Source organism: Hamadaea sp. NPDC051192 (assembly GCF_040682475.1).
Taxonomy (GTDB): Bacteria; Actinomycetota; Actinomycetes; order Mycobacteriales; family Micromonosporaceae; genus Hamadaea; species Hamadaea flava.
This window is the reverse complement of the sequence record NZ_JBFBAZ010000086.1, coordinates 1-26,103: the sequence shown is the minus strand read 5'-3', so window position 1 is coordinate 26,103 and position 26,103 is coordinate 1. Positions and strand designations below refer to the sequence as shown.

Below are 26,103 nucleotides of genomic sequence, written 5' to 3'. Positions count from 1 at the left end.
AATATGCGCGCTCTGGCCATATTCCGCGCACAGCAGGACGTCCGCGTCATCGACGTCGCCGAGCCACCCGCGCCGACCGGGCGTCAAGCCCTGCTGCGCGTACTGGAGGTCGGCATCTGTGGCACCGACCGTGAGATCGCCGCCTTCGAGTACGGCGATCCACCCGATGGATCGGACTACTTGATCCTCGGCCACGAGGCCGTGGCCGAGGTGTTGGAGACCGGCCCAGACGTCACCGAACTCCAGGTCGGCGACCTGGTCGTCCCCACCGTGCGCCGGCCATGCCCCGATCCCGGCTGCCGCACGTGCCGGATCGGCCGGCAGGACTTCTGCACCACCGGCGCGTTCACCGAGCGCGGCATCAAACAAGCCCACGGCTTCCTCACCGAACTCGTCCTCGAAGACGAGCAGAACCTCGTCACCGTGCCGCCGCAACTCACCGACGTCGCAACTCTCATCGAGCCGCTGTCCATCGCTGCCAAGGCCGCCGAACAGGCCCAGGCCATCCAGCAGCGCCTGCCCTGGCAGCCGGACAAGCCCCGAACCCTCGTGCTGGGCGCAGGCCCGATCGGCATGCTCGGCGCCATCGCGATGACCGTGACCCGGTTCGACACGGTCGTCTACTCGCGCGAACCCGCCGACAGCCCTCGCGCCGACAAGGTCCGCGAACTGGGCGCGTCGTACCTGTCCACGGAGCAGACCCCGATGGACAAGATCAATAGCGTCACCGGCGCCATCGACGTCATCTACGAAGCCGTCGGCGTCCCGGCCGTGGCCTTCAACGCCACTCAGGCGCTCGCGCCCAACGGCCTGCTCATCCTCACCGGCATTCCCGCGCTGAACGAGCCCGCCACGCTGCCCATCGACCGGATCATGAAAGACATCGTCCTCAACAATCAGGTCATCGTAGGCACGGTCAACGCCGGCCGGTCAGCGTTCGAACTGTCCGTGCAGAAGCTCGAACAAGCGATGTACCTGATCCCGCACAGCGTCCGGGCGATCATCACCAATCGGGTGCCGCTCGACGCTGCCCCGGAGATCCTCCGGCAGCCGCACGGAGTCAAAGACGTCATCCGCATCCACGACTGAGGGAAACGCTGCACGGACTGGACCGTCTCTCGGCCCACATGCGCCCGACAGTTTCCGACAACGACCATCCACTCGCTGGCAGTCATCGGCGCGACGACGCATCCTCGGTGGGGTGGACCCTATCGTCTTGGATCGGCGCTTCCGGGTCTGGCGCTACGGCGTCGGGCACTCGCAACTGCTCCTGCGCAGCCCTGCCGACAGGGACGAACCGGAGTCCGTGCACGTGCTGTTCGAGGGCGTATGCGCGGTCAAGCTGCGCACATCCTACCATCCGCTGACGCTCCAGCGGGCGGGTGGCGAAGAACGCGAGCGCATCCTCGCCTTCACCGAAGTCCCGGAGAAGCTCCACGCACGGATGCTGTGCTGGACGTTGCCTAACGAAGATGAGGGCTTCATCGTGTGCGGCAGAGCCACCGTGCTCGCCACATCAGGCTCTGACATAGATGCGGCGTGGCCACCGGGCGCACGCGTGCTGTACCGGTTCTCTCCTGGTGTGGACTTCCCATCGACAAGTTGATCGATCTGGCGTCAGAGGCAGCCGATGGGGTCAGCGACATGTGATCACCTCGTCCGTCGCGGCGGTGATGTCCGGGGAAGGCGCATCGCCCGGCACGAAGTCCGAGGTTCGGGCGACGATGCGCTGGTCGTGAGATGCCCCTTCGACGAATACCCTTGGCATCGGCGATGGTCGAGCGTCGCCTCGGAGGTAGCGAGGTGACGTTCGTAGTCGCGGGCCAGCCTGCGGTGGGCGGCCGGCCATGCCAGGGATCTCTCGACCACCCAGCGGCGAGAGGGACCGCGAATCCCTTCTGATGGGGGGCCTTGCGGACGATCTCCAGCGCGGTACGCACGACGCGCTGGCACCAATTGACCAGCACGCAGGCAAGGCCCGCGTCGGCGTAGACGAACCGCGCCCGGTGAAAAAGTACGCGCCTTTGACGCTACGGGAGTCGAGATGATCCCGGCTGATGGCTACTCGCTGCGGCCGTGAGCGGCGCGGACCCACCCGCCGAAGTGCCTGGACGCTGAAAGAATTGCGGGTGTGACTCGGGGCAACCCCCAGGCATTCAAAGATCGACCGCTCGCTCGCGGCAACGCCTTCGTGCCGCACCCAGGCCGACATCATCGTCCGTGAACGCCTCACCGGCTTGACACATCGCGATCCAGAAAGCCTTGTTCTCCTTCCAGCGGACGCTGCCCAGGCTCTCCATTTGAAGGAACGCGTTCTTCAAGCGTCCCGTTCGCAGGTCCTTCCACAACGTCACCGCGTAGCCGCCTGGAACCCCTTCGATAGTGGTGAGGACGACGCGCAAGCGGGCCGCGATCTCCTGCTGGTCCTTACTGAGCGTCGCATCCGGCTCGAAGTAGCCGTGCACGGCAAGCACGTCCGCCGCTTCGGCCTCCTCGCCCGGCTCAATCGCATCCCACAGCCCTTCGAATGCCTCAAGGCGCCTTTGAGCATCCGCTCGTGGCGATCCGGCAGCAACGCATACGGCGACGGCGGCCTCGGCGGGACCAACCCCAGCAAAGAGGAGCTTCACGAAGGCATCAGGCGCTGCGACTCCCGACGCCAGTTGCTCACGCGCCGTATGCTCCAGCAGCTCATCGCCCGACGACGCCGACATGTCAGACATCATCTCGCACCATCCATAAGCTTCGGGAACGCAGGGCAACCGCGAGACTTCTCAAACACGCGCTCAGTGAGACCTCGCCTCAAATCGAGTCCCAAAGATCCGACGAAAAGCGTGCCCTGCTATCAGCTCTCACCCTCCGTTCCGAACCCCAACAAGGACTGCCTGCGTGCACTGGCCTCGCTGTTGCGCGCTGCAGGCAAGGCCGTATCGCGACGGGTCGGTCCGCGAGCGAGCGTTTCCGCTCGGACTGCCCATTATCCATGCTGGCGAGGGCCCACCACGTGAGCGGAGGCTGGCTGTCGTCGCATCGCCAGTCCTCAATTGTGCGTACTTGACGTGCCACTCTGCCCGCGAACAAGATCGTCGCATTCGAACTGTTCGATCAAATGCGCGGATTGGTGAGGGCATACCCAACGTCATAGCCGACCGCGCTAACCCCTGTGAGGAGATGCGATGCGGACAAGGAAGCCCGTGACGGTCGCACGGTCGGCCATCGGAGCTGCTCTCATGCTGGGCGCGTTCGTGCTGATGCCGGCGCAGCCCGCAGCGGCGCAGGTCGGGGCGATGATTCAGCCGGTCAGCGGCCGGGTCACCGGTGTGCTGTCGAACAGATGCGGCAGTATCGACAGCGACCACTACGGCATCGACATCGCCGGCAACGGCGGTACGGCGATCGGCGCGGCGTACGCGGGCACGGTGACCTTCGCCGGGTACACCTCCGGCGGCGGCAACAGCGTGACCCTCTCCCACGCGAGTGGCTATGTCACCAAGTACCTGCACATGGTGCAGGCCCCGTCGGTCTCGGTGGGTCAGTCGGTGGGACGCGGCCAGACGCTCGGCTTCGTGGGCAGCACTGGCAACTCCACCGGCCCGCACCTGCATTTCGAAGTCTGGCGCAACGGCGGCCTGTACAGCGCCATTGCCGGGGCGTACACGTGCAGCGGCTCGGTCACCAAGGGCGCGGCCATCAACATCGATTTCGCCGGCCTGCCGGTGCCGGTGCAGGTCGAGGATGACCACGTCTCCGACTTCAGCGGCGATGGCGCTGCCGATGTGCTGGGCGTCGATGCGTCCGGCGTCTTCTGGTACTACCCGCACAACGGCGCTGGGCTTTCCTCGCCCGTGCGGATCGGTCAGGGCTGGGGCGGGTTCAAGCATGTCATGGCCGCTGACTGGAGCGGAGACGGCGCTGCCGACGTCCTCGGCGTCGACTCCGGCGGCTACCTGCGCTACTACGCCAACAACGCGCAGCAGCTGTCGCCTGGGGTGCAGATCGGGCAGGGTTGGGGCGGGTTCAAGCATGTCATCGCCGCCGACTTCAGCGCCGACACGAAGGCCGACGTGATGGCCGTCGACGCCAACGGCTACCTGTGGTACTACCCCCACAGCGGCACTGGTTTCGGCACTCCGGTCCAGGTCGGCCAGGGCTGGGCCACGTTCAAGCACGTCTCGGGAGCCGACTGGAACCACGATGGACGCGCCGACATCATCGGCGTCGATTCCGGCGGCTACCTGTGGGTCTACCCGTACACCGCCAGCGGATTCGGCACTCCCGTTCAGATCGGCCACGGCTGGGGAGCGTTCAAGGAGGTGTTCGCCGCGGACTGGAGCGGTGACGGTTCCGCCGACGTGCTTGGCGTCGACGCCTCCGGCGACCTGTGGTACTACCCGCACAACGGCAGCGGGCTCTCCACGCCGGTGCAGATCGGCAACGGCTGGGGCACCTTCACCTTCGTCTTGTGACGGACGGAGGCCGGCCTGAAGGTCCGGAATAAAGTCAGCGGCCCACTGAGAAGAACCCTCAGTGGGCCGCAATTGATCAGGCGGCGGCTTCTGCCGCTTCCTGGAAGTCGACGATGGCGCCGCCGTGGTCTCTCGCCCAGGCCGTCAGGACCTCGATGGGTTCGATGAGGGTCCGGCCGAGGTCGGTGAGGCGGTACTCGATCTGCCGTGGCGCTTCGGTGTGGCGGTCGACCAGGCCGTACTCCTGGAGTCGGCGCAGCGTCTGGGTGAGGACCTTGCGCGAGACGCCGCCGATGAGATTGCCCAGCTCGCCGTGCCTGCGCGGCTGCTGGCTGAGCCCGAACAGCACCAGCACGGCCCACTTGTCGGAGAGGATCTCGACTGCCAGGCGGGTGGGGCAGTCGGCGAGGAAGGTCGGCCCGGCCGCGTTCTGCATGATTTCGAAGGTACCAAGAGGTAACGCACGGCTCCGTAGCGTCGTCGGTGAGAAGACCAGCACAGTTACGGAGGAGTCACCATGCCACGAGTCGTCGTGTTCGACGAGTTCGGCGGTCCGGAGGTCATGCACGTCGTCGAGGAGCCGGTCGTCGATCCCGCAGCCGGCGAGGTACGCGTCAGGATCGAAGCGTTCGCCGTCAACCCGCTCGACCTGATGATGCGTTCCGGCGCCTTGCCTGCACCCATCTCCCTGCCTGGCGCCCGTCTCGGCGTCGAAGGGACCGGCGTCGTCGACGCCGTCGGTCCCGGGGTCAGCGGGCTGGCGATCGACGACCCCGTCATCCTCACCGCGATTCCGGACGCCAGTGTCCGGGGTAGCTATGCCGAATACACGACGCTGCCGGCCAGCCGGGTCATCCCCCGGCCGGCGGGGCTCGACGTCACGGAGGCCGCGGCGATCTGGGTCGGGTTCTCCACCGCGTACGGCGCTCTCGTCGAGAAGGCGGGGATGCGGCCCGGTGATCACGTCCTGATCAGTGCCGCGTCCGGCAGCGTGGGCCGGGCGGCGATGCAGATCGCCCGTCAGGTCGGCGCGGTGCCCATCGCCGTCACGCGGCGCGCTGCGAAGACCGACGACCTGCTCGCCGCCGGGGCGGCCGCGGTGATCGCCACCGACGGCATGGCCATCGTCGAAGCGGTCCGCGACCACACCGGCGGGAGGGGCGTCGACATCGTGCTCGACCTTGTCACGGGCCCGGGCCAGCAGGAACTCGTCCAGGCGGCCCGCCCGGGCGCGACGCTGGTCGCGGCCGGCTTCCTGGACCCCCGGCCCACGCCCTCGCCGGCAGGAGAGCCCATCACCATCTTCAGCTACCGCAGCTTCGAACACACCCTCGACGCCGCCGTGGTCAAGCGCATGGCGGCCTTCCTGAACGCCGGGGTCCGGAACGGTTCGCTGCGGCCCACCGTCGACACGGTGTTCGCTCTGGACGATGTCGTCGAGGCACATCGCCACCTCGAGAAAGGGCTCCACGGCGGGAAGAAGGTCGTCGTCGCGGTCTCCGAAATGGATCAGTAGGTGCGACCGAACCAGGCGTTGACCGCGTCATGCAGGGCCGGTGGCTCCAGGTCTTCGCCGGGGGACGCAGCCCAGGCGACCACTCCGTCCGGGCGCAGCAGGACGGCCGCCAGTTTCTCGTCGGACGACACCTCGGCCATAACGACCCTGACGCGTTCGCCGAGGTCGAGGTTGCCGGCCTGGGGATGCAGCAGCAGCGGCCGGCCATCGGTGGTGAACTGCTCCAACGGGCTGTCGTTGACGGTCAGCGGAGGGCAGTGCGTTCCGACGATCGGGTGCGCGGCGCAGCCTGGCACGGCGTACCGGTGGGTGATCCCGGACAGCATGCGCGCGAGGCGCTGGTTGACCTCGGGCAGGTCCATGAGATCGCTCATGATGTCCCGCAGGGCGTCGACGTGCGGCCCGGGAGCCAGCAGTGCCGATTGCGCGCGGGTGTTGTGCAGAACGGCCGCACCGACGGGATGCCGTTCGCTCGTGTAGGTGGCCAGGAGGTCGTGTGGTGCGAGTCCGCGGATGGTGGCGCCGAGCTTCCAGCCGAGGTTCATCGCGTCCATGAGGCCGAGGTTGAGACCCTGGCCGCCGTTGGGCGAGTGGACATGGGCGGCGTCGCCTGCCAGCAGCGTCCGCCCGAGCTGGTAGGCGTCGGCCTGGCGGGCTTGATCGGTGAAGCGCAGGCCTCCGTGGAAGGTGTCGATGGTGATGTCCACTGCGGCGACACGGCGGACGCTGTCGCGGATCTCGTTGGAGGACAGTGGCGCCGATCGGTCATAGGCGGCGTCGGCGAAGTCGAAGGTCGCGATCATGCCGTCGTCGTGGAACAGAGTGCCCGCCGGTAGGCGGCCCGGTGGCGGGAGCTGGTCGCGGCCGGAGACTTCGGCGTGGGCGTACCGGACGGTCATCAGCGGCGCGGTGCCGGGGAAGCCGAACCCGGCGAGCTTGCGCACGGTGCTGTAGCCGCCGTCGCAGCCGACCACGTAGCCGGCGGTGATCTGCCGGGGGCCGGTGGGCGTATCGAGGTCGAGCGTGACCGCGTCGCCGTCGTCGTGCCAGCCGGTGACGTCGAAGCCGTAGTGAACGTCGACGCCCAGGTCAGCGAGGTGATGGCGGAGGACCTTCTCCAGCGCCGGCTGGCCGATCAGCGCGCCGCGACGGCCGGGATCGGCCGCCTCGGGGTCGATCTTGTGGATCCAGGCGAAGTGGGTCTTGGTGGTGCCGTGGTCCTCGGCGAGGGCGGCGAGCCCCTTCGCATGCTCACGGTCCAGCTCCGGCCCGAGGCCACGGCGGCGCAGTGCCTCGGCGGCCAGCACGCCGATGCCGCGCGCCTTGGGCTGCTCACTCGGCGCCGGCAGGCGCTCCAGCACGATCGGGCGTACGCCGGCGAGGCAGAGTTCGGCGCCCAGGAGCAGCCCGACCGGACCGGCTCCGACGATCACGACATCGGTGTCCATTGTTCCTCCCAACTAAGACGAGACCGTCTCGTCTCGTCTTACGATAACGAGACGAGACGGTCTCGTCTAGGGTCGGGTATCGTGACCACTGTGACCGGCATACCGTCAGCGCAGAAGCGCCAAGCGATCCTCGACGCCGCCATCGAGGCGTTCCTGCGCTCGGGATACGGCGCGAGCGTCGACGACATCGCGGCCACGGCCGGCGTCGGCAAGCAGACGGTCTACCGGCACTTCGGCGACAAACAAGCCCTGTTCATCGCCGCCCTGGCCGCCGCGCGAGACACCGTCGGCCAAGCGGCGGCCCGGCCCGCACCGGACACCGGCGATCCCCTTGACGATCTGACTCGCCTGGGCGAACGCATCCTCGCATCCGCCCTCTCGCCGACACTCGCAGCCTTACATCGGCTGACCATCGCCGAGGTGGTCAACCACCCGGAACTCGGCCGACACTGGGGCGACAGCGCCGCCCCACAGCTGGACGACGAGCTCACGGCGTACTTGCGGCGCTGCGGTGAAGCAGGCACCCTGCACGTGCCCGACCCGGCCCGGGCCGCCCGGCAATTCGCGTACCTGCTGATCACCGAGGGGCGGGTCGCCAGCGCTTACGGAACACGCCCACTGACGGCCCGGCGGCGCAAGGCCATCGCCGAGGACACCGCCGACCTCATCGTGCGCGCGCACCGCCAGACCTAAACCCAGCCCCCACCTGTACGCGAGCCAGGTGCGGTCGCCTCACTCGCGTACGCCGATCGCGTCGATAGGCGTGGACGCATGGCGATGCGGGCTGACGTCAGGACGGCCGTCCAGCCGAGCAGCGCCGACACTGCGACGATCGCCAGGTACGCCAGCGGCGGGACGGTCGGGGTCAGCGTCCTGGTCAGGGCGATGCTGGTGCCGATCAGGGACGGGACTGCGGCCAGCGTACCGAGGAGCACGGCAGCGGCCACGATGATCCGCGTCTCGCCGCGCATCATGGCGAACACCTGCCGCCGCGTAGCGCCGACGAGCTGGAGCAGCGCGTATTCGCGGAAGCGGGCGGCCGTCGCCATCACGAGGGTGTTCACCACGGCGATCGCGAGGTAGCCGAGCAGGACCGCGTTGAGGATGAGGCCGACCGCCGACTCGCCCGCGGTCGCATCGCTTTGAGCGGCCACGAACGACTCACGGCTGTCGACGCGGACGGTCGGCATACGCGCGACGGCGGACCGCATCGCGGCGGCGAGCGTACCCGTGTCTGCTCCCTGGACTGCTGTGACCAGCAGCGCGAGGTCCAGGCGGTCGGTGGTGTGGTCGAGGACGAGGTCGTGCGGCAGCGTGACGTCGCCGACGCCGAGTCCTCGTTCGTAGACCGCGACCACGGTGGGCCGGATCGGCGTGCCGTCGCCCAGGTGGAGGTCGACGGCGTCGCCGAGCCGAGCCCCCAGGGTGCCCGCCGCGATCCGGCTCAAGGCGACCGTGTCGCCGCGCAGCTTCGTGATGTCGCCGTCGAGGACTGCGAGATCCATGGTTTCGGTGAGCCGATCGCCGCTGACCCCCTGGGCCGCGTACGCCCGGATCTGCGGGCCGTCGGACTCGCCGAAGGTCGCCAGAACCCTGGTACGCACCACCGGCGTCACCGCCGAAACGCCCGGCACGGCCCGGAGCAGGTCCGCCACATCGGGCGAGACGCCGGCGGAGGTGGACGTGACGACATAGGTCGCGCGCAGGCTGTCCGCGGCCTGGTCCTGCGCGGCCGATTGCGCGGTCGTGGCGCTGAAGAGCTGCCCGGCAGCCAGGGTGATGCCCATGATCAGCGGAGTGGTCGCCGCGGCCAGCCTGCGCGAGTTGGCCCGGGCGTTCGCGGTCGCGAGGAATCCCCCGACACCGGACCGGCGGTTCAGCCAGGGACCGAGCACGAAGACGGCGGCACGCAGCAACCACGGGCCTAGCAGCCCGACCGCGAACAGGAGCAGGAACGCCGAGAACGCGGCGATCTCGGCGGCCCCGTCGCCGGCCAGCCGCCAGGGCAGCACGAACCCGGCGGCCAGACCGGCGGGGATCAGCAGGAAGCCGCTGGTCAGCCGGAGCCAGCCGAGCCTGCGTGGCTCCACAGTGGCCTCGCCGAGCGCGTCCATCGGCCGGAGCCGGGCCACCCGCCGCGCTGCCAGCCGGCCGCCCAGGCGAGCGCCGATCAGGCACAGTGCCGTCGCCGCGAGGAGGGGCAGCGGGCTGATCGACAGGTGGAAGTCGGCCGGAACCGCGCCGACCAGCACGAAGGCTTCGCGGAAGAGGAAGCTCAGCCCGATGCCAGGAAGCACGCCGAGCACGGCACCGAAGGTCGCCACGACCGTGGTCTCGGCGGCGATCATGGCCAGCACCTGCTTCGGGGTGGCGCCGATCGCCCGGAGCAGCGCCAGTTCCCGCAGCCGCTGCCGAACCGTCAGGGCGAGGGTGCTCGCCACGACGATCATGATCACCACGACCATGCTGCCGCCGAAGGCGAGCGACAGCTCGCTGAGGAACGACCGCGTACTGCCGAGGTCGAGGAACTCGGCTTCGCTGCGTTCCCGGCCGGTGTAGCCGACCGTGCCGGCGACCGCCGCTTCGATGGCGTCGGACAGTTCGTCGGGACTGACCCCGGGCGCGGCCAGTACGCCGATCGCGTCGATCCGGTCGGGTTGGCCGGTCAGTTCCCGGGCACGGTCGTCGGTGAAGAACAGCGCCGACTGCCGGACGAGGTCGCCGCCGGGCAGCCGCACGATGCCCGTCACGCGGTAGGTGGCGGTGTTCGTACCGACCGCGAGCCGAACGGACGAGCCCACAGTGACGCCAGCCCGTTCGGCCAGCGCGGAATCCAGGACGACCTCGTCCGGCCCGGCCGGCGGCTGGCCGGCGTTCAGGGTGAACGCGCCGAGCGCGGTGGACTGCCAGCCGTGCCCCAGCATCCGGGTGCCGCCCGGCCCGGCGAGCACGTCGCCGCCGTCCGTGACGAGACTGACCGGGACGTCGACGTCGGCGATCGCCCTCCGGACACCCGGTACGCGCGCGACCTCGTCGACGCGCTCGGCCGGCAGGGTCGCTCGTTCGGCGTACCGGGGGTCGACGTCGTCGTTCACCGGCAGCGCCTGCGGAGCACCGACTATGACGTCGGCTGCCTGATACCGCTCGGTGAGCACGCCCGAGCGTTCGCTGCTTTCCAGCAGGATCCCGCATGCGGTGATCACCGCCGAGCCGAACAGCACCGCGACGAAGGCGGCGACGAATCCGCCTCTGCGTCCGTTGATCGTGCTCCAGGCCAGCGCGAGCGTGCGCCGCGACAGCGCGCGGCGGCTCACGACCGCCCCAGCTGGGTCATGTGCTCGGCGATCTGCTCGGCCGCCGGCCGGGTCAGCTCACCGGCGAGCCGGCCGTCGGCCAGGAACATCACCGTGTCGGCCTGCGCGGCCGCGACCGGATCATGCGTCACCATCAGGACGGTCTGCCCGAGGTCGTCGACGATCCTGCGCAGCAGCGCCAGGACCTGGCGGCCGTTGTGGCTGTCCAGCGCGCCGGTCGGCTCGTCGGCGCAGACCAGATCCGGCTGGTTGACCAGCGCCCGGGCGATGGCGACCCGCTGTTGCTGGCCGCCGGAAAGCTGGCTCGGCCGGCGGTCGCGATGCTCGCTGAGCCCGACCGCGGAAAGGACGCTCGACAGGCGCTCCGGGTCGACCGGCTGCTCGGCCAGCCGGACCGGCAACGTCACGTTGTCCGCCACGGTCAGTGCCGCGAGCAGGTTGTAGGCCTGGAAGACGAACCCGATGCGGTCGCGCCGCAGTTGGGTCAGCTCGGTCTCGGACCTGCCGGACAGCTCGACGTCGCCCAGCACGATCCGGCCCGACGTCGGGCGATCCAACCCGGCCGTGCAGTTCAGGAAGGTGCTCTTGCCGGACCCGGACGGGCCCATGACGGCGGTGAACGTTCCCCGCCGGAATCCGGCGGTCACGTCGTCGAGCGCGCGTACCTGGTTCTTGCCGGACCCGTACACCTTCGACACCGACTCCAGCCGCACCGCGTACGCCTGCGCCTGGTGGGCGGCTGTGTTTTCGCTGGTCAACCTCATGCGTACGACGCTAGATTTCGCGTCGACGGATACCGATACCCTCAGCCGCCCGATGTGAGGTACAGCTGGCTGTAGTGCCGAAGCCGGTGCCCGCCGGGCAGACTGGGCGCCGTGCCAGCGACAGCAGCGGCCACGTCGGGCCGGCGATGGGTGCAGGTACGCCGAAGCGGCGTCTACCTGCTCGGCAGGCTGGCCACCGGCGTCGTCACGCTGCTCGCCTTGCCGCTGCTGTGCTATCCCAAGTACGCCCGCCGGTGGGCGAACTGGCACCGCGACCGCGCCGGCCGGCTCCTCGGCGTACCGGTGGTGGCCCGGCCGGAGGTGGGCACGACTGGACGCCGAGGCTGGGCCGACGCGGCGACGCCCCGCGACCTGCTGTGGCTGCCGGTGAACGCCATCCTCGGGGTGACGCTGGGCCTGCTCGTGCTGCTGTGCGTGGGTAACCTGCTGCCTGCCGCGGTCGCCACGCCGCTGTGGTGGGCGTTCGCGCCGGCGGATCGGCCACGGCTGTTCATCGACGTTCCGGTGAACGACTGGACGACGGCTCTCACACTCGGCCCGCTCCAGCTCCTTCTGCTCACCGCGTTGGCGTACGCGGGATTCCCGACGATCGCGCGTACCCATGCCCGGATCTGCCTCAAGGCGCTGTCGCCGTCGGCGACCGAACAGCTCACCGACCGGGTCGCCGTGCTGACGCGTACCAGAGCAGAAGTGCTGGACGCCCACGGAGCCGAACTGCGCCGGATCGAGCGAGACCTACACGATGGCACGCAGGCGCGACTCGTAGCCATCGCGATGCGCCTTGCCGTGGCCCGCCAGGCGTTCGCCGACGATCCGCGCGACGAGCAGTTCGTAGCGGGACTCCTCCGCGAGGCGCATGAGGGCGCGGAGGCGGCGATGACCGAGCTACGCGAGGTCATCCGGACCGTCTACCCGCCGATCCTCGCCGACCGGGGCCTGGCCGGCGCGCTGACCGCCGTGACCACCCAGTGTGGCGTGCCGACGCGGCTGGACCTGGGCGACCTCGGCCGGGTGCCGGCGGCGGTGGAGGCCGTCGTCTACTTCGCCGTCGCCGAGGCGCTCACCAACGTCGCCAAGCACAGTCACGCGACCTCGGCCGTGGTCAGGGCGCGCCGCACCGGGGTCGGGCTGTCGGTGGTGATCACCGATGACGGCGCGGGTGGCGCCGACGAACGGCTGGGCACCGGTCTGGCCGGGATCCGCCGACGGGTGCTCGCACTCGACGGCGTCGTCGACCTCGACAGCCCGGCCGGCGGGCCGACGACCATCACCCTGGAGCTGCCATGCGGGTAGTCATCGCCGAAGACAACGTGTTGCTGTCGACCGGACTGGAGCTGATGCTCAATCGCGCCGGATTCGATGTCGCCGCTATCGCGGTTGACGCGGCGGGTTTCCTCACCGCAGTGGATGAGCATCACCCAGACGTCACCATCGTCGACGTACGGCTGCCCCCGTCGTTTCGGGACGAGGGAATCCGCGCCGCCTTGCAGGCCCGGCGGGAGCACCCCGGGCTGCCGGTCCTCGTGCTGTCGCAATACGTCGAGCGGCAGTACGCCGCCGAACTGCTGTCCAGCGCGGCAGGCGGCGTCGGCTACCTCCTCAAAGACCGCGTCAGCCGGGTGGACGAGTTCGTCGACGCGCTCCGCCGCGTAGCGGCCGGGGGCACCGCGATGGACACCGAGGTCATCGCGCAACTGTTCGCCCACCGCGCCGACCCGATCGCCGCCCTCACGCCCCGCGAACGCGAGGTGCTCGCACTGATGGCGCAGGGGCACGACAACAACACCATCGCGCAGCGGCTCGTCATCACCGACAACGCCGTGCACAAACACGTCGGCAACATCTTCGCCAAACTCGGCCTCGCCGTCACCGACAGCGGCCACCGGCGGGTGCTGGCGGTGCTCGCCTTCCTCAACGGATGACAGGAACGGCCGACGCGGAACTTCCCCGCAGCGCCGGCCGCCCGGTCGGGTGACGACAGGATCAGGGCTTCACTCCGCTGAGGTAGGAGTTGATCCAGGCGATCTCGGTGGCGTTGAAAACGTCCGGCTGCCCAGCGGTCTGGTCGGAGTTGATGACCCGCTTGAGCAGGTTGTAGTGCTGCATGTTGGTGACGCCGACGAGTCCCTTGCCGGGCAGCGCGAGGTAGCCGGTGCCGCCGGTGCTCCAGATCAGATACATGTTCCCGTCCTTCGATTTGATGATCTCTGGCTGTGTCGTCGAGCCGACGAACTTGGTGAAGTCGACGCGATTCCCGGCCGCGTCGACGCCGTGGATGTGCAGGTGGATGTCGCCGCCATAGTCGCCATCCCCCGGGCTCGCCGACGCGCCCGAGTAGCCGACGATCGCGCCCTGGCCGTAGTGGCCGTTCGGGCGCACCGAGGCCTGGTGCTGGAACACCACACCGACGATCGGGCCGTTCGCTTCATAGCTCGAGCCGTTCATGAGCGTGCCCGACTTGGGCAGCACCCGGTTGAACGGAGTGTCGAGCCAGAGGACCGAGCGCCGCCCGCCGGAGTCGACCCACCCGCGATATTCGAGAGTGCCCGAAGCCGGCGCGGGCAGCGCCGTGTTGTAGCTCAGCGGGTAGTCCGTGCCGCCCGCCGAATAGCTCGCGTGGTCCTCCCACGAGCCGGTCACCGGCCACCCCGCGAACGGGTTGTTCAGCGTCTCGGCCGCGTAGGCAGCCGTCGGCCCCAATATCTGATCGGCGGCGATCGGCCCCAGCGCCGCCGCGAGGACTGAGGCGAACATCAGCCGGCGGCGCGAGACGCCCGCATCGTCACCCGGCGATGGGGGGTCGCCCAGTAGATCCGTCATGGCGCCAAGCTAGGCCGCGCTGCGATCGTTGTGACCCAACGATTCCGCAGACTTCGCACCGACGACGCCGATCCCGGCGGACGGCGTCGCTACGTCACCGAGCAGACCGTCTCGGAGGGCTGATCCGCCACCAATCGGCGGTGTCGGCGACGTCCTGCGACCAGAACTCCAGCAGGTCGCCCGGAGCCAGGCCCAGCGCGCGCTCGATCTCGGCAGCCGTCAGGCTGCGCAGCGATTCCGACAGCGAACGGGTGAGGTCCTGCCAATAGCCCCGCAGCGTGGACTCGCTGACGAACAGCTGCTTGGCGACCTGAGCGTAGGTGAGGCCACGAGCCCGGCCGTGCAGGATCTGACGCTGCCGTTCGCTGAGCATGGTGATGCAGTCCCGGCGGACCAGGACCTCCAGAATGCCGACCACGGACTGCGGCACGACCGTGCCGCCGGCGGCGACCTCGAGGAACGACTGCTGCGCCCGGTCGGTCGGCAGCGCCTTGGACACGACACCGCTCGCGCCCGCGGCGATGCACGCGGCCAGGACGAACCGGCGCTCCTCCTGGCTGTAGACGCAGATGCGATAACCGTGAGCAGTCAGGGCACGAATCGCGGCGATGCCCTGCCGGACGTCGGGCTGCTGCTCGAGGTTGACCAGGTGCAGGTCGAGGAGTACCAGGTCCACCGTGGGAGCTGACGCCAGGAGATCCTCCACCGTCGCAGTGGCCAACACGACCTCGAGGTCCGGCATCAGCAGCCCCAGCGACGCGCGGATCAGCGACGCGTCGTCGACGACCGCGACCGTAGGCCTCACCGCGCGCCGGCCAGCCGGTCGCCGCCGTCACCCCGATCCGGCTGACTGCGTGACCCGCTGATGGTCACGGTCGTCCCTTCGCCGGGTGCGGACGCGATCGCGACGTCGAGCCCACGGGACTGCAGCTCACCGATCACGACGTCACGCAATCCGACCCCGGGGGCCACCGACGCCGGCTCGTAACCGACGCCGTCGTCGCTGACGGTCAACGCCCACCGCCCGTGAGGATCCTCGTCCAGATGCACCACGACATTGTGCGCCCGCGCGTGCGCGCGGACGTTGAGCAGCAAGCTCTCCAGCGCATTTTCGACCGCCTCCGCGTCCTCCGTCGGCAGCCGCACAGTCGCGCCCAGGTCCAGCAGAGTGTCGGCATGCAGATCGGCGAAACGATCACACATGCGCTCCACCAGCGGAGCGAGCGTGACCTGGCCGCCACCGTCCGCCTCGTACGCCGGGCTGGGGCGCCCCCGCAGATAGGCGCGCATCCGCTGCACCTCGACCTCGGCGAGGTCGGCCAGACCCGAGCGCGGCTCGCCGGGGCTCGAGCTCGCCAGCAGTTGCATGACCGCCACCCCGTTGTGCATCAGCACCCGGGCACGGCGTTCCTCCTCGACACGAGCCAACTCCGCGACCAGTGCACGGGAGGAATCGGCATCGTGCGCGATGCGGCGGATGTAGTTGAACAACATGCGGGCCACCACCGCGTACACGACGTAGGTCAGCTCGTTGCCGATCGCGGTCGTGGCCATCCCGGCACCGGCGTCGCCGAGGTACACCAGGTAGCAGATGACCACGCCGAGCAGGCTGCCGGCCCAGAGGACGAGGCTGCGTACACCGCTGGCCGTGAGGATCACCGACAACGCGTACCCGGGCTGGTAGGCGACCCACGTGCCGAAGCGCTCCCCCGCCACCAGGACCTGCGGCGCGAGCACCAGCAGCGCGCAGGCCAACGCGAAGTCCGCGGCAGAGGCGACCGCCCCCAGCGGGCGTTGGCGGATCAGGGTCGCCACGCTCACCGCGACCGACACGCACGCTGCAGCCAGCCAGCACGCCAGATAGGCGGCGTCGTTGGGCGAGGACGCCAGACCGACACGGACCGCGGGAACCATCTGGGCCACCGTCCCCAACCGCACCCCGGCGATGAAGTAGGTGAACACCCGCTCGACACCGACCTTGGTCGTCGGCAGGTCAGTGACACGCCATCGTGCGTTCCGCCCCGCCATCGTGGCTCCCCAATAACCGTTCGAGTACGGCCGTGAGCTGCCGTTTCGTACCTTCGCCGGCGCAGATCCGGAGAAGCGCGCCGATCAATGTACTGCAGGTGAGGGGGTGTCCGACAGGCTCACAACGACCACTTCGACGCGACAGCGCGGATCGGCTGAATGCCGGTCGCCCTCAGCCGATCGGCCACCCTCAGCAGATCGGTCACGATCGCCCGGGCCAGGCGATTCTCGCGGATTCGTCGGGTCACAGCGATCATCGGCATGGCAACGATGAGGGGCCATTGGGGGGCACACAACCGGCTGAGGCCGTACCTGTGCACGACGACGCCCGGCCGACGGATGTGTGCCGTCGGCCGGGCGGTCCAGCATCAGTCAGCCGAAAGCGTCAGACCAGGTTCGACAAGGCTCGATAGGTGTTGGTGCCGGGCACGCCGTCGAGCGGTCCGGTGTAGCCGCCGATCTGTGCCAGCCGCTGCAGTGCCACGTAGGTTCCCGCGCCGGGCACGCCGTCGATGAGACCCGAATAGCCGGATCCCCGCAGGCAGGACTGGATGCCGCGCCAGCTGAAGGACCCCAGCACACCGTCCGCCGGCCCGCTGTAGCCGCCGAGCTTGGCCATGCGCTGCATCGCGGCGTACGTGTTGGTGCCCGGCACGCCGTCGATCGGCCCGGTGTAGCCGAAGCGGCGCAGCACCGTCTGCACGCCCTTCCAGCTGTTGACGCCCATGACACCGTCGATCGGGCCCGCGTAGCCGCCGGCGGCGGCCAGGGTCTGCAGTCCCTTGTAAGTGTTGGTCCCGGGAGCGCCGTCCAGCGGCCCGCTGTAGCCGTATCCGCGGAGCACGGGCTGGACTCCCTTCCAGGTGTTGGCGCCGGGAACCCCGTCGATCGGCCCGGTGTACCCGCCGGCCACGCCGATCTTCTGCAGAATGGTGCCGTCCGCGGCCGAGATCGGCCCAGGGCCGCCGCTGGTCACGGTCAGGTAGGAGCGCAACGCCGCGAAGGTGTTCGGGCCGGGTACGCCGTCGACCGGCCCGGTGTAGCCATAGCCGGCCGCCAGCCGCTGCAGACCGCTGTAGGTGTTGGACCCGGGTACGCCGTCGACCGGGCCCGTGTAGTAGCCGCCAGCGGACAGGACCGCCTGGACACCCTTCCAGCTGTTGACGCCCATGACACCGTCGACTGGCCCGGTGTACCCGCCTCGCTGGGCGATCTGCTGCAGAGTCTGGGCATCCGCGGTGGCGATCGTGACGTTCCCGTCGACCTGGGCCAGATACCCGCGCAGCCCGGCGTACGAGTTGGGGCCGAGGACGCCGTCGACCGGCCCGGTGTAGCCGCCGCGTTGAGCCAGCAGCTGAAGTCCCTTGTACGTGTTCGTCCCCGGTACGCCGTCGACCGGGCCGCTGTAGAGACCAAGCTGCTTGAGCAGCGTCTGAATGCCTTTCCAGCTGTTGGGGCCGAGCACCCCGTCGAGCGGTCCGGTGTACCCGCCCAGCTGCGCGACGCGCTGCAGCGTGACGCCGTCGGCCAGGGAGACGTCGGGTGCCGGATCGGGTACCGGGTTCGGCCCCGCCGGTGGCAGCGTCGCCGTGCCGAACGCGTCGGCCTTCGCCAGGTTCATGTCGACGGCGATGCCCTTGACCGAACCAGAGCTGCTGAACTGGTGGATCGCCCAGGTCGGATAGGCGGTCCCGATACGCGGACTACCGGCCGCCGCACCGTAGTCGGCGATCCACAGCTTCGCCCCGGTCGCCTGGGTCTGCGTCCAGGTACGCGAGGTGAGCAGCGAGGAGTAGGTATACAGGAACGGCGTCGCGCCGAGGCGCGCTTTGACGATGTTGATGAAGCTCGCCGTCTGCGCATCCGTCCACACCGGACTCTGGTCGACTCCTTCGACGTCGATCATCAGCGGGTCACCGGCGCGGTAGTCGTGCAGGCGGGTGAGGAAGTAGTCGGCGTCGCCGGACGCGGTGCCCCATCCGGTCATCCAGTAGTGGCCGACGAGGAAGCCGGCCGCCCGGGCGGCGTCGACCTGCCGAACGTAGTACGGCGCGGTGTACGGCAGATGCGTACCGTCGTTGGAACCGCCCGACTTGACCACGCAGAAGCGGAATCCGGCGCTGCGGGCGGCCAGGAAGTCGAGGTTGGCCTGGCTGGTGCCGACGTCGATGCCGTAGATCAGGCTGCCCGCGGGCGGGGTGGGCGCGGGGCCGGGGGCGGGCGGCGACGACGGTGGATGCGCGGCCAGCCAGTTCGCCACCCCGCGGATGGTGTTGGGTCCGAGGATCCCGTCGACCGGCCCGGTGTAGCCGCCGTCGCGGGCGAGGCTCTGGATCGCCTTGTAGGTGTTGGCGCCGGGTACGCCGTCGATGGGACCGGTGTAGCCGTATCCCCGGACCGCGGTCTGCACGCCCTTCCAACTGTTGACGCCCATGACGCCGTCGACCGGCCCGGTGTAGCCGCCGCGCTGGGCGAGGGTCTGCAGGACCTTCTGGTCGTCGGCCGTCAGGGTGTACGCAGAGCCGCCCGGACCGGGCGTGCCGACGTCGGCCATCCGGGAGCCGACGTTGTCGAGGGTCCAGCCCAGGTACACGAGTCCGGTCAGCGAGTTGTACCGGGCCACGGACTGCGTTCCGATGCAGTAGCCACCCGGGGCGAAGTCCTCGCCGCCGGACAGATGCGATGTCGCCATGAGGCAGCGGGTACCGCCGCCGTCGAGGTCCAGAGCGACGTGGCCGGGGTCGCCTGGATCGCCCCACCAGTGGAACGCGCCCCTGGGCGCGGCCGAGTAGTCGTGGTTGTCCGGTCCGGACGCGAGATATGCCTGGTACGCGGTGGGTGCCGAGCCGGCCAGGGCACAGGCCCGGAACATCAACGCCTGGCACATGCCGGACCAGTTGTAGCCGTTGTAGAAGCCGCCGCCACCGGCATCCGTGACGTGCTGACGGGCCCACGATTCGGCCCCGGCGACCGTTCTGGTCAACGCAAACTCCTTTGTTCGCAGCGCGGCGGCGCGTCTTGACGGCTCGCCGCGGACGTTGTCATGGGTCAGGCCACCGAGATGCGGGCGACGGCGAGGATGGTCTCGGAACCGACCAGTTGGGCGCGCAGCACCGGGTCCGCGCCGGTGTTCCGGGTCGGCACGGGTCCGACCCGAAGCCGGTCGTCCAGGCGTACGCTCCCGTTGCCGTCCAGATCGAGATCGACGTATCCGTGCCGGCGTGGGCGCTTCAGCCCTTCCGACGTCTCGAACCACACACTGCCGCTCACGGCGTCCGCGGCGCTGATCGAGAACCGGACCCGGCGCCCGGCCAGCGGGCGACCGCCGGCCGTCAGGCTGAATGCCACTCCGGCGGCCTCGATTCCAGTCGCATCCGCCGGGTGCCACGAGTAGGCGGCGGCTGAGAACGATCCTTGTTGTCCGGGCGCGGCCGCCGACGCCGCAGCACCATGGACGCCCAGAAGGAGTCCGGGCACGAGTACGCCTGCGCTGTAGAGCACGGAACGCCGGGAAACACCCCGCGGCCCGTCTGACGATTCAGGCATCCTGCCTCCAATCGATAGGTTGAGATGGGTAGCTGATGAGGGGCTGAGTTGGTCTTGCTACCCCGGTGCCGTGCTCCACCAGTTGGTCGGCGTGTCCCCGTCCGGCCAGAACTCGAGCAGGTCGCCGGGTGCCAGCCCGAGCGCATGTTCGATCTCGGCAGGCGTCGCGGAGGCGAGGTAGTCCGACAACGTGTCGGTGATGTCCTTCCAGTAGCCGCGCAGCGTGCTCTCGCCCGTGAAGAGGCGCCGGGCGAGTTGCCCGTAGCTGAATCCCCGGGCACGACCGTGCAGCACCTGACGCTGCCGTTCGGTGAGCACGGTGATCGCCTTGCGCCGCACCAACACTTCGAGAAGTCCGATGACCGAATGAGGGATCACCGTCCCGCCACCCGCGACCTCGACGAAGTTCTGCTGCGCCGCGGCGGCGGACAGCGACTTCGACACGATCCCGTGAGCGCCCGCCGCGATACAGGCGGCCAGGACGAACCGGCGCTCCTCCTGGCTGTAGGCGCAGACCCGATACCCGCCGGCGGTCAACGCGCGGATCGCGGCGATGCCCTGCCGCACATCGGGCTGTGCGGCGTTGGCGAGATGCAGGTCAAGCACCACCAGATCGACCTGCGGGCCTTTCCGCATGAACTCCTCCACCGTGGGAACGGCCGCCACGACCTGGATCTCCGGCATCAGGATCGCGATCGACTCCCGGATGACGGCGGCGTCGTCGACGACGGCCACGGCCGGTCTCACTCCGCCTCCCGTGTGCGCTGAGCGGGCAGCCCGGGAACAGCCGGCCCCGCGTACGCGATCGTCACCGTCGTCCCCTCCCCCTGTGTGGTCACGCCACGGCGTACAGGCCTGGACGCGGGTTCTTTTCGCGGCGGGCCGGCTCAGCCGCGACTGCTTGCGAGGCGTTCCGCGCGGTGTGCCGCATGAACGTGCTGAACATGCGGCACACCAGCGCGGCCGTGGCATTACGGGCTCGGTGGGATGGGGTTCCACGGAACGTTCGGCACCGGGGCGGACAGGGCCGCGCTGATCCCCGCCGCGTACGCGGTGGTGCCCTGATCGTTCGGGTGGAACGAGGCCATGCTTATTGGCGAGTCGTCGCCATCGCCCTGTGTCACCAGCGTCAATCCGTTGATCCAGTTCTGGCCCAGCACCTCACAGGCGTCGTGCCGGAGGAACCGGTCGTCGACGGGGGCGAACGTCACGTTCAAACCTTCGGTCGCCCACAACTTGACCACCGTGTCGCCCTGCTTTCGCGTCAGGTACGTCTGCAGCGGAAGGATGGCGCTCAATTCCCAGGGCTCGACCCAGCAGGCTTCGGCGTCGTCGATCTTGAACACCGTCGGGTACGTAGCGAGCACGATCTTCGCGTTCGGCGCCTGCGTATGGATCTTGCGAAGCAGCTTCTCCAGGTCGGGGATCGTATGGTCGTCCAGTTGGTCGTACACGGAGTCCCAGATCGGCGACTGATCGCACAACGGCTGGCTCACGCAGGTGCTGAGGACGTCGCCGAAGACCCCGCCGTCATTCCCGCCGATCGTCAGGATGACGTAGTTGGTGTCGGCGCTCAGGACACCGGAATAGACCTGCGGATATTCAAACCACTGTCCCCTTCCGCGGTATCCGTCGGGTTCGCTGGTGACGCGGGAGTACCAGGGCACGGTCAACTGCTCGGTCACCGCCCCGGAACACGCCACGAAGCCCAGCTCGACAGCAGAGCTCCACTGGTTCTCCAGGGCGCCCACCGACTGGCTCATACCGGGCATCACCAGCTTCCTCGCCCACGCGTCGGGGCTGCGGCGGCAGGAGTTCTGCCACTTCAGATCCCCACCGTCGGTATTGGTCTCGGCGTAATAGCCCGCCGCTCCCGAGGCCGCCGGATCTCCGGTTCCCTCGCCGGACGAGTAGGAGTCGCCGAGGACGGCCACCTTCACGGGTTCGCGACTCAACGGCTGGAACGCCATCGCATCCCACGCCACGTTCTCGGTCCCGTCGCCGTCGAGGGTGACGTTGGTGAGGCTCACGCGCGGCACGCCGTTGAACTTGAACGAGCCCAGCGAGACCCAGTTGTTGGCCTGGCGCTTCTGGTTGAGGTAACGAACGGTCGAGCGTCCGTCGCCCAGGTTGATCGTGTACTTGGCCTGCTGAGTCCGGGCTCCGTGGTCGGGCAGGTGGACCGCCACCCGCATCCAGCCGGTCACGGAACGGTTGAGTGTCCAGGTGCCGACCACTTCGAGGCGGTCCTGAATACCTCCGGGGCTCCCCGATCGCGTGTGGCCGAAGAGGAAACGCCCGCCGAAACCCGCTCCGAGCTGATGGATGTCGACCTTGGCGGGCATCGTGCCGTCGGGGTCGACCGCGAAGCTCATCGCGAAAGTGCCGCTGCTCGCGACGTCCGCGCACGGCCGGACGGACGGGACACCGTTCAGGTCTTCGTCGACGATGTACGCACCCGGCGGCGCGGCGTTGCCCGACGCCGACGCGCTGCGGCTGCAATTCGGCGGGTACGAGGTCCCGTTGGCTTCCTCCGCCCAGTCGGAGGGGAATCGCACGAACTCGTATCCGCACTCAAGGCTGCAGTTCTTCCACTTCGCGGGCCGGTTGTACCAGCATCGGAAGTCCGGGAAGCCGTTCTGGGCGCTCCGGCAGGGGCCGGGGACGTCCGGAATCGCGTCCTCATCCCATGGGATCTCACCGACCAGCTCCTTGGCGCACCGGTTCGTGTCGTCGCAGAACAGGTCCATCGGCGGCTTCACCTTGTACCGGTAGTCGTCGCTGTTCCACCACGCGCCTCGGAACGCGGGCACCTCGACCCCGGGCGCCTCGTACAACCCCATCGGCCACGCCGCCCATCCCATGACCCGCTCCGGGTAGGGCCACCAGTTCGGGTGCACGGCATCGACGAAGTGGTTGTTGTGCAGGAACGGCTGGCGCGCCGGGTCGTACTTGGGGTTGGCGGGGTTGTTGTGCCAGCCGACTCCCCAGGCGCCGTTGTTGTTCGCGGCCTCGGACTGCGGGTAGAAACCCGAGTTGTACGCCCACGTGGCGTAGAACCAGTTCTCGATGTTCTCCGGATCGCCGTCGTTGATGATCAGCCCGGCGCTGTAGGTCTGGTTCCACTTCTGCACGAGGATCTGCAGTCCGGCGGCGATGTTGGAGGCGTAGTCCAGCGCGATCGCGTGTTGCTGCTGGGAGGTGCGCTGGCCGATCCGCATGCCGTCGGTCACTTGCATCACGCCGTAGCCGCAGTCCGCCTCGGCCATGTTGATGTCCCAGTCGTCGCTCTCGTCGCCGTTGTAGATGTCGATGCCGTAGTAGTTGCTGATGAGCGGGTTGCCGGTGACGCCGGGCATGGCGTACCTCGAGGCCTGCCACAGGTTGGATTCCTGCATCGCGATGCCGAGGACGACCTGCGCCGGGACGGTACGCGTGGGCCAGCCGGCGAGCGCCGGTGTCGGGAACAGCTGCATCGGCTTGGTGGCGTCCAGCGCGACCCGGGTACGCCAACCGTCCACGCCGGTGGGATTCCACCTGGCGTCGAGGTTCTTCGTGACCGCCTGGTTCACCGCCCATTCGACCTGCCGCGGCTTCGGCTGCATCGCCTGCCGCCGCTGGTCGTTGCGAGCGATCGCACAGGTCCGTTCAGTGGACGACTCGGGAAGATCGTCGCCGACCAGACCGTTCGTCACGGCCGCCACGCTCGCCGACATGAGGTTCAGCGCCGGCGAGATCTGATCACCAGCTTGTGTGCCTGCCGCACTCCCCAGCTCGGCCGGGTCGGCGCCCATGCGTACCGTCTGGTTCGTGGCCGGGACCGTGAGCGACAGCTCGACCGGGGTGGCCTCGTCCTGGGTCGGTGCGCCGCGCTCCTTCGTCCAGCTGACGTCGTGGACGAAGGCCGCGGCCGTGGTGCTGGCGCTCGCGCCCGGTGCGACCTTCGGGTAGTGCTTGAGATAGGCCGCCGAGACGCGGACCGTCGCCGCGCCGAGAATCGCGACCTTGCCACGTGCGGCCGGGGCCAGGCCGAAGTCGCCGAAGACGCCCCGAGCGACCTCCACCGGACGCGTCGCCGAGCTGTCGGCGGTGGCGGACGTGAGCGAGCCGCTCTTCGCGAGCTGGCTGCGGCTCAGGCGTAGCGCGACCTGCTCCTCCGGGCCGTTCGTCGCGGCCGCCGCAGTGGCCGTGCGCGACGCCTCGCCGCCCGGAGCCGCCGCGGCGACACGATCGAGGAACACCACGCCGCCGTCGGCGTCAGCGGTCAGCTGGAAAGGCACCCCGGTGGTCTTGGCGACCATCGCAACCGCGCCGCGGTCGCCGATCCGCACGATGTGCGCGCCCTTGGCCGCGACGATCTCGGTCCGGCTCAGCGGAATCGCCGACGTCACCTGCCCGTCGAGTTCGACCGGCTGAGCGGCGACCGCGCCGCGCCGGGTGTCGATGATCGCCAGCCGGGTTCGCCCCTGGTCGTCATGGGCTTTCGCCTGCGTCAGAACAGCGAGGTCGTCGGCGCCGCACCCGGGGTTGAAGTAGGCGAGTGAAGCGGTGACACCCAGTTTGGTCACCCGGCCGGTCCGCAGCTCGACCACCGCCGCGAAGCCGCCCCGGTCGTAGAGGTCGGGCTTGTTCGTGAACGCCCGGGGCGCGTACACGGCGACGACCTTGTCACCGGAGGACGTCAGGCACGCCTGCCCGATCCACTGGTCGACATCGACCAGGCTCTCTCGCAGGGTGGCGACGACGCGCCACTTGTAGCCCTCGGCCGCGGCGGCCTTGAGGATGTGGAACCCACTCCCGTCGGCCGAGGTGGTCCAAGCGACATCGGCCGACGTCTTCCATCGGGAGGTCAGGACGCGGGCACGGTCCCGTTCCGGAACCGCCTGAGGTGCGCGCCCGTCGCCGGGCGACTCAGGCCGCCGGTCGCCGGACGCCGCGCTGCTCAGCCTGCGGTCGGCAGGTTGAGCCGCATGGGCGTACGTGGTGGGGATGAGGACGAGTGCAGCCACAAGCAGCAGTACGGCGTGCTTGCGGGCACGAACAACTGTGGGACGGGTCTGCATGTGCGTCTCCGGGGTGGGGAGGGCTACGGGGGCTCGCGTTCACGCCGGCCGGGTGCAGCCGGCAGGGGTTCGGCTTCGTCCGCCGAGGACCGCCGTCGTGCGATGGGCTGCGGAGCGAGAGAGGGCCGAGCCACCGGCCCGGTACCCTCCCATCGGCGATCAGAGTCCGAACCACCCGACACGGATGGCCATGTCGAAGCCGCGCCAGGTGTTGGGGCCGGGAACGCCGTCGATCGGGCCGGTATAGCCGCCGTTCCGGGCGATGAGCTGGATGCCCTTGTAGGTGTTCGTACCGGGGATGCCGTCGGCCGGACCGCTGTAGACGCCGCTGCGCGTCAGGTACCGCTGGACGCCCATCCAGGTGTTGACGCCGGGGTATCCGTCAGCGGGTCCGGTGTAGCCGGAGGCCGCCGCCGGTCCAGCCTGGACACGGCACCACATCGGCCTGTCGCTGGCGCTACCGCTGTACGTCAGGACGTACATGTTGTCCCTGCAGAACTGGGTGATGCTGGAGTTGCCCGCGTACGCCGGCTGAGCGAGCGTCAAGCCGGCGAGCGAGATCGCGATGGCCATTGCGGAGGTGCGCTTCCAGTTCATGGTGTTCCTCTCCGAGAACGTTCACGCGAGCCAGGCGTTGCGCTCCAATCAATACAAAAGGGACCTTGCATCCGTCACCGGGGTACCGGCGGGACGCCCAACCTCTGACTGTGCGCGCTGTGCGATCTTGACCGAATGCACTTACCGTGATCGATCTGAAGCGGACTCTAGTTGTCCTACGCGGCCGTCCGCACCCAACGAATCCGCGAAAACCGCACAGTCATCCGCGCCGGCAGCCCGTTCGGGACGCACGTGCGAGCATGAGCGGAACAACGATGCTGACGACCCGTCACCCGCGCTCGTCCCAGACTTCAGGCGACGAGGAGCTACGCGGTTTCGGAGGATCCGGCCCGGGCTGATCAGCACCGCCTCGTGGCCGGATATGGCCGGCTTTCAGCTCGGCCGGCTGCGCGTCGGCGGCCGGCCCGGCGGCGTGGCGTCGCTGAAACGCTGGGACTCATGAGGCAAACCCTTCTGCCATCGCGACGAACTGTAGTGGGTACGGCGCGGTCATGGCCGC

Annotated in this window: 21 protein-coding genes and 1 pseudogene; 7 read left to right on the top strand and 15 right to left on the bottom strand. The window is 69.1% G+C overall.

Annotated features, from left to right (window positions below):
• The first annotated feature begins 3 nt into the window (after window positions 1-3).
• Together AB0M47_RS28685 and AB0M47_RS28680 are read left to right on the top strand one after the other, a co-directional pair.
• Window positions 4-1,089 carry a glucose 1-dehydrogenase gene (locus tag AB0M47_RS28685; RefSeq protein ID WP_363419497.1) on the top strand — a complete coding sequence of 362 codons (1,086 nt, stop codon included), beginning with the start codon at window positions 4-6 and terminating at the stop codon, window positions 1,087-1,089.
• A 112-nt stretch (window positions 1,090-1,201) separates the two neighbouring features.
• Window positions 1,202-1,606, top strand: a complete 405-nt coding sequence (locus AB0M47_RS28680) for a hypothetical protein (RefSeq protein ID WP_363419495.1) — start codon at window positions 1,202-1,204, stop codon at window positions 1,604-1,606.
• A gap of 179 nt (window positions 1,607-1,785) precedes the next feature.
• On the opposite strand, the pseudogene AB0M47_RS28675 reads toward AB0M47_RS28680, so the two are convergent.
• Both AB0M47_RS28675 and AB0M47_RS28670 read right to left on the bottom strand, forming a co-directional pair.
• Window positions 1,786-1,895, bottom strand: a pseudogene (locus AB0M47_RS28675) (IS5/IS1182 family transposase); the annotation flags it as partial.
• 261 nt (window positions 1,896-2,156) lie between these two features.
• Entirely contained in the window at window positions 2,157-2,723 is a 567-nt protein-coding gene (locus tag AB0M47_RS28670) for a hypothetical protein (RefSeq protein ID WP_363419493.1), read from the bottom strand.
• Window positions 2,724-3,176: 453 nt separating this feature from the next.
• Between AB0M47_RS28670 and AB0M47_RS28665 the strand changes: the two genes are divergently transcribed.
• A complete protein-coding gene (locus tag AB0M47_RS28665; RefSeq protein WP_363419491.1) occupies window positions 3,177-4,466 on the top strand; it encodes a VCBS repeat domain-containing M23 family metallopeptidase in 1,290 nt (429 codons plus the stop codon).
• A 76-nt stretch (window positions 4,467-4,542) separates the two neighbouring features.
• Here the strand turns inward: AB0M47_RS28665 and AB0M47_RS28660 are convergent, their stop codons facing one another.
• On the bottom strand, window positions 4,543-4,902 hold the full coding sequence (locus AB0M47_RS28660) for a helix-turn-helix domain-containing protein (RefSeq protein WP_363419489.1): 360 nt from the start codon (window positions 4,900-4,902) through the stop codon (window positions 4,543-4,545).
• Between the two features lie 81 nt (window positions 4,903-4,983).
• Between AB0M47_RS28660 and AB0M47_RS28655 the strand changes: the two genes are divergently transcribed.
• Window positions 4,984-5,982, top strand: coding sequence for a zinc-dependent alcohol dehydrogenase family protein (locus tag AB0M47_RS28655; protein ID WP_363419487.1), 999 nt, complete (start codon window positions 4,984-4,986; stop codon window positions 5,980-5,982).
• Here the strand turns inward: AB0M47_RS28655 and AB0M47_RS28650 are convergent.
• Window positions 5,976-7,430 (bottom strand): FAD-dependent monooxygenase, encoded by a 1,455-nt coding sequence (locus AB0M47_RS28650; RefSeq protein ID WP_363419485.1) that lies wholly within the window; start codon window positions 7,428-7,430, stop codon window positions 5,976-5,978. The genes AB0M47_RS28655 and AB0M47_RS28650 overlap by 7 nt on opposite strands.
• Window positions 7,431-7,511: 81 nt before the next feature.
• On the opposite strand from AB0M47_RS28650, the gene AB0M47_RS28645 reads away from it, so the two are divergent.
• On the top strand, window positions 7,512-8,123 hold the full coding sequence (locus AB0M47_RS28645) for a TetR/AcrR family transcriptional regulator (protein WP_363419483.1): 612 nt from the start codon (window positions 7,512-7,514) through the stop codon (window positions 8,121-8,123).
• On the opposite strand, the gene AB0M47_RS28640 is transcribed toward AB0M47_RS28645, so the two are convergent.
• Together AB0M47_RS28640 and AB0M47_RS28635 are read right to left on the bottom strand one after the other, a co-directional pair.
• Window positions 8,120-10,744 carry an FtsX-like permease family protein gene (locus AB0M47_RS28640; RefSeq protein ID WP_363419481.1) on the bottom strand — a complete coding sequence of 875 codons (2,625 nt, stop codon included), beginning with the start codon at window positions 10,742-10,744 and terminating at the stop codon, window positions 8,120-8,122. The genes AB0M47_RS28645 and AB0M47_RS28640 overlap by 4 nt on opposite strands.
• Window positions 10,741-11,508, bottom strand: coding sequence for an ABC transporter ATP-binding protein (locus tag AB0M47_RS28635; RefSeq protein ID WP_363419479.1), 768 nt, complete (start codon window positions 11,506-11,508; stop codon window positions 10,741-10,743). The genes AB0M47_RS28640 and AB0M47_RS28635 overlap by 4 nt, the downstream gene beginning before the upstream one ends.
• A 111-nt stretch (window positions 11,509-11,619) precedes the next feature.
• Here AB0M47_RS28635 and AB0M47_RS28630 point away from each other — a divergent pair, with 111 nt between their 5' ends.
• Together AB0M47_RS28630 and AB0M47_RS28625 are read left to right on the top strand one after the other, a co-directional pair.
• Window positions 11,620-12,822, top strand: a complete 1,203-nt coding sequence (locus AB0M47_RS28630) for a histidine kinase (protein ID WP_363419477.1) — start codon at window positions 11,620-11,622, stop codon at window positions 12,820-12,822.
• Window positions 12,813-13,451 (top strand): response regulator transcription factor, encoded by a 639-nt coding sequence (locus AB0M47_RS28625; RefSeq protein WP_363419475.1) that lies wholly within the window; start codon window positions 12,813-12,815, stop codon window positions 13,449-13,451. Before AB0M47_RS28630 ends, AB0M47_RS28625 begins: the two co-directional genes overlap by 10 nt.
• 61 nt (window positions 13,452-13,512) lie before the next feature.
• On the opposite strand, the gene AB0M47_RS28620 is transcribed toward AB0M47_RS28625, so the two are convergent.
• From AB0M47_RS28620 to AB0M47_RS28580, 9 genes are all read right to left on the bottom strand, one after another.
• Window positions 13,513-14,349, bottom strand: coding sequence for a hypothetical protein (locus tag AB0M47_RS28620; RefSeq protein WP_363419474.1), 837 nt, complete (start codon window positions 14,347-14,349; stop codon window positions 13,513-13,515).
• 94 nt (window positions 14,350-14,443) lie between these two features.
• Complete coding sequence (locus AB0M47_RS28615) at window positions 14,444-15,154, bottom strand: LuxR C-terminal-related transcriptional regulator (RefSeq protein WP_363419473.1); 711 nt, start codon at window positions 15,152-15,154, stop codon at window positions 14,444-14,446.
• Window positions 15,151-16,377, bottom strand: a complete 1,227-nt coding sequence (locus AB0M47_RS28610) for an ATP-binding protein (protein ID WP_363419471.1) — start codon at window positions 16,375-16,377, stop codon at window positions 15,151-15,153. The genes AB0M47_RS28615 and AB0M47_RS28610 overlap by 4 nt, the downstream gene beginning before the upstream one ends.
• Window positions 16,378-16,496: 119 nt before the next feature.
• Complete coding sequence (locus AB0M47_RS28605) at window positions 16,497-16,640, bottom strand: hypothetical protein (RefSeq protein WP_363419469.1); 144 nt, start codon at window positions 16,638-16,640, stop codon at window positions 16,497-16,499.
• Between the two features lie 122 nt (window positions 16,641-16,762).
• Window positions 16,763-19,360, bottom strand: coding sequence for a peptidoglycan-binding protein (locus AB0M47_RS28600; RefSeq protein WP_363419467.1), 2,598 nt, complete (start codon window positions 19,358-19,360; stop codon window positions 16,763-16,765).
• Window positions 19,361-19,425: 65 nt separating this feature from the next.
• On the bottom strand, window positions 19,426-19,923 hold the full coding sequence (locus AB0M47_RS28595; RefSeq protein WP_363419465.1) for a hypothetical protein: 498 nt from the start codon (window positions 19,921-19,923) through the stop codon (window positions 19,426-19,428).
• A gap of 57 nt (window positions 19,924-19,980) precedes the next feature.
• Window positions 19,981-20,670: a DNA-binding response regulator gene (locus AB0M47_RS28590; protein ID WP_363419463.1), complete on the bottom strand. Its 690-nt coding sequence runs from the start codon at window positions 20,668-20,670 to the stop codon at window positions 19,981-19,983.
• Between the two features lie 224 nt (window positions 20,671-20,894).
• Window positions 20,895-24,986, bottom strand: coding sequence for a hypothetical protein (locus AB0M47_RS28585; RefSeq protein WP_363419462.1), 4,092 nt, complete (start codon window positions 24,984-24,986; stop codon window positions 20,895-20,897).
• 159 nt (window positions 24,987-25,145) lie between these two features.
• Entirely contained in the window at window positions 25,146-25,583 is a 438-nt protein-coding gene (locus AB0M47_RS28580; RefSeq protein ID WP_363419460.1) for a peptidoglycan-binding domain-containing protein, read from the bottom strand.
• Window positions 25,584-26,103 lie beyond the last annotated feature (520 nt).

Coding starts and splice junctions, on each gene's coding strand:
- AB0M47_RS28685 (WP_363419497.1), top strand. CDS start 4: ATGCGCGCTCTGGCCATATTCCGCGCACAGCAGGACGTCCGCGTCATC.
- AB0M47_RS28635 (WP_363419479.1), bottom strand. CDS start 11,508: ATGAGGTTGACCAGCGAAAACACAGCCGCCCACCAGGCGCAGGCGTAC.
- AB0M47_RS28620 (WP_363419474.1), bottom strand. CDS start 14,349: ATGACGGATCTACTGGGCGACCCCCCATCGCCGGGTGACGATGCGGGC.
- AB0M47_RS28595 (WP_363419465.1), bottom strand. CDS start 19,923: ATGCCTGAATCGTCAGACGGGCCGCGGGGTGTTTCCCGGCGTTCCGTG.
- AB0M47_RS28605 (WP_363419469.1), bottom strand. CDS start 16,640: ATGCCGATGATCGCTGTGACCCGACGAATCCGCGAGAATCGCCTGGCC.
- AB0M47_RS28625 (WP_363419475.1), top strand. CDS start 12,813: ATGCGGGTAGTCATCGCCGAAGACAACGTGTTGCTGTCGACCGGACTG.
- AB0M47_RS28660 (WP_363419489.1), bottom strand. CDS start 4,902: ATGCAGAACGCGGCCGGGCCGACCTTCCTCGCCGACTGCCCCACCCGC.
- AB0M47_RS28650 (WP_363419485.1), bottom strand. CDS start 7,430: ATGGACACCGATGTCGTGATCGTCGGAGCCGGTCCGGTCGGGCTGCTC.
- AB0M47_RS28610 (WP_363419471.1), bottom strand. CDS start 16,377: ATGGCGGGGCGGAACGCACGATGGCGTGTCACTGACCTGCCGACGACC.
- AB0M47_RS28665 (WP_363419491.1), top strand. CDS start 3,177: ATGCGGACAAGGAAGCCCGTGACGGTCGCACGGTCGGCCATCGGAGCT.
- AB0M47_RS28670 (WP_363419493.1), bottom strand. CDS start 2,723: ATGTCTGACATGTCGGCGTCGTCGGGCGATGAGCTGCTGGAGCATACG.
- AB0M47_RS28655 (WP_363419487.1), top strand. CDS start 4,984: ATGCCACGAGTCGTCGTGTTCGACGAGTTCGGCGGTCCGGAGGTCATG.
- AB0M47_RS28585 (WP_363419462.1), bottom strand. CDS start 24,986: ATGCAGACCCGTCCCACAGTTGTTCGTGCCCGCAAGCACGCCGTACTG.
- AB0M47_RS28580 (WP_363419460.1), bottom strand. CDS start 25,583: ATGAACTGGAAGCGCACCTCCGCAATGGCCATCGCGATCTCGCTCGCC.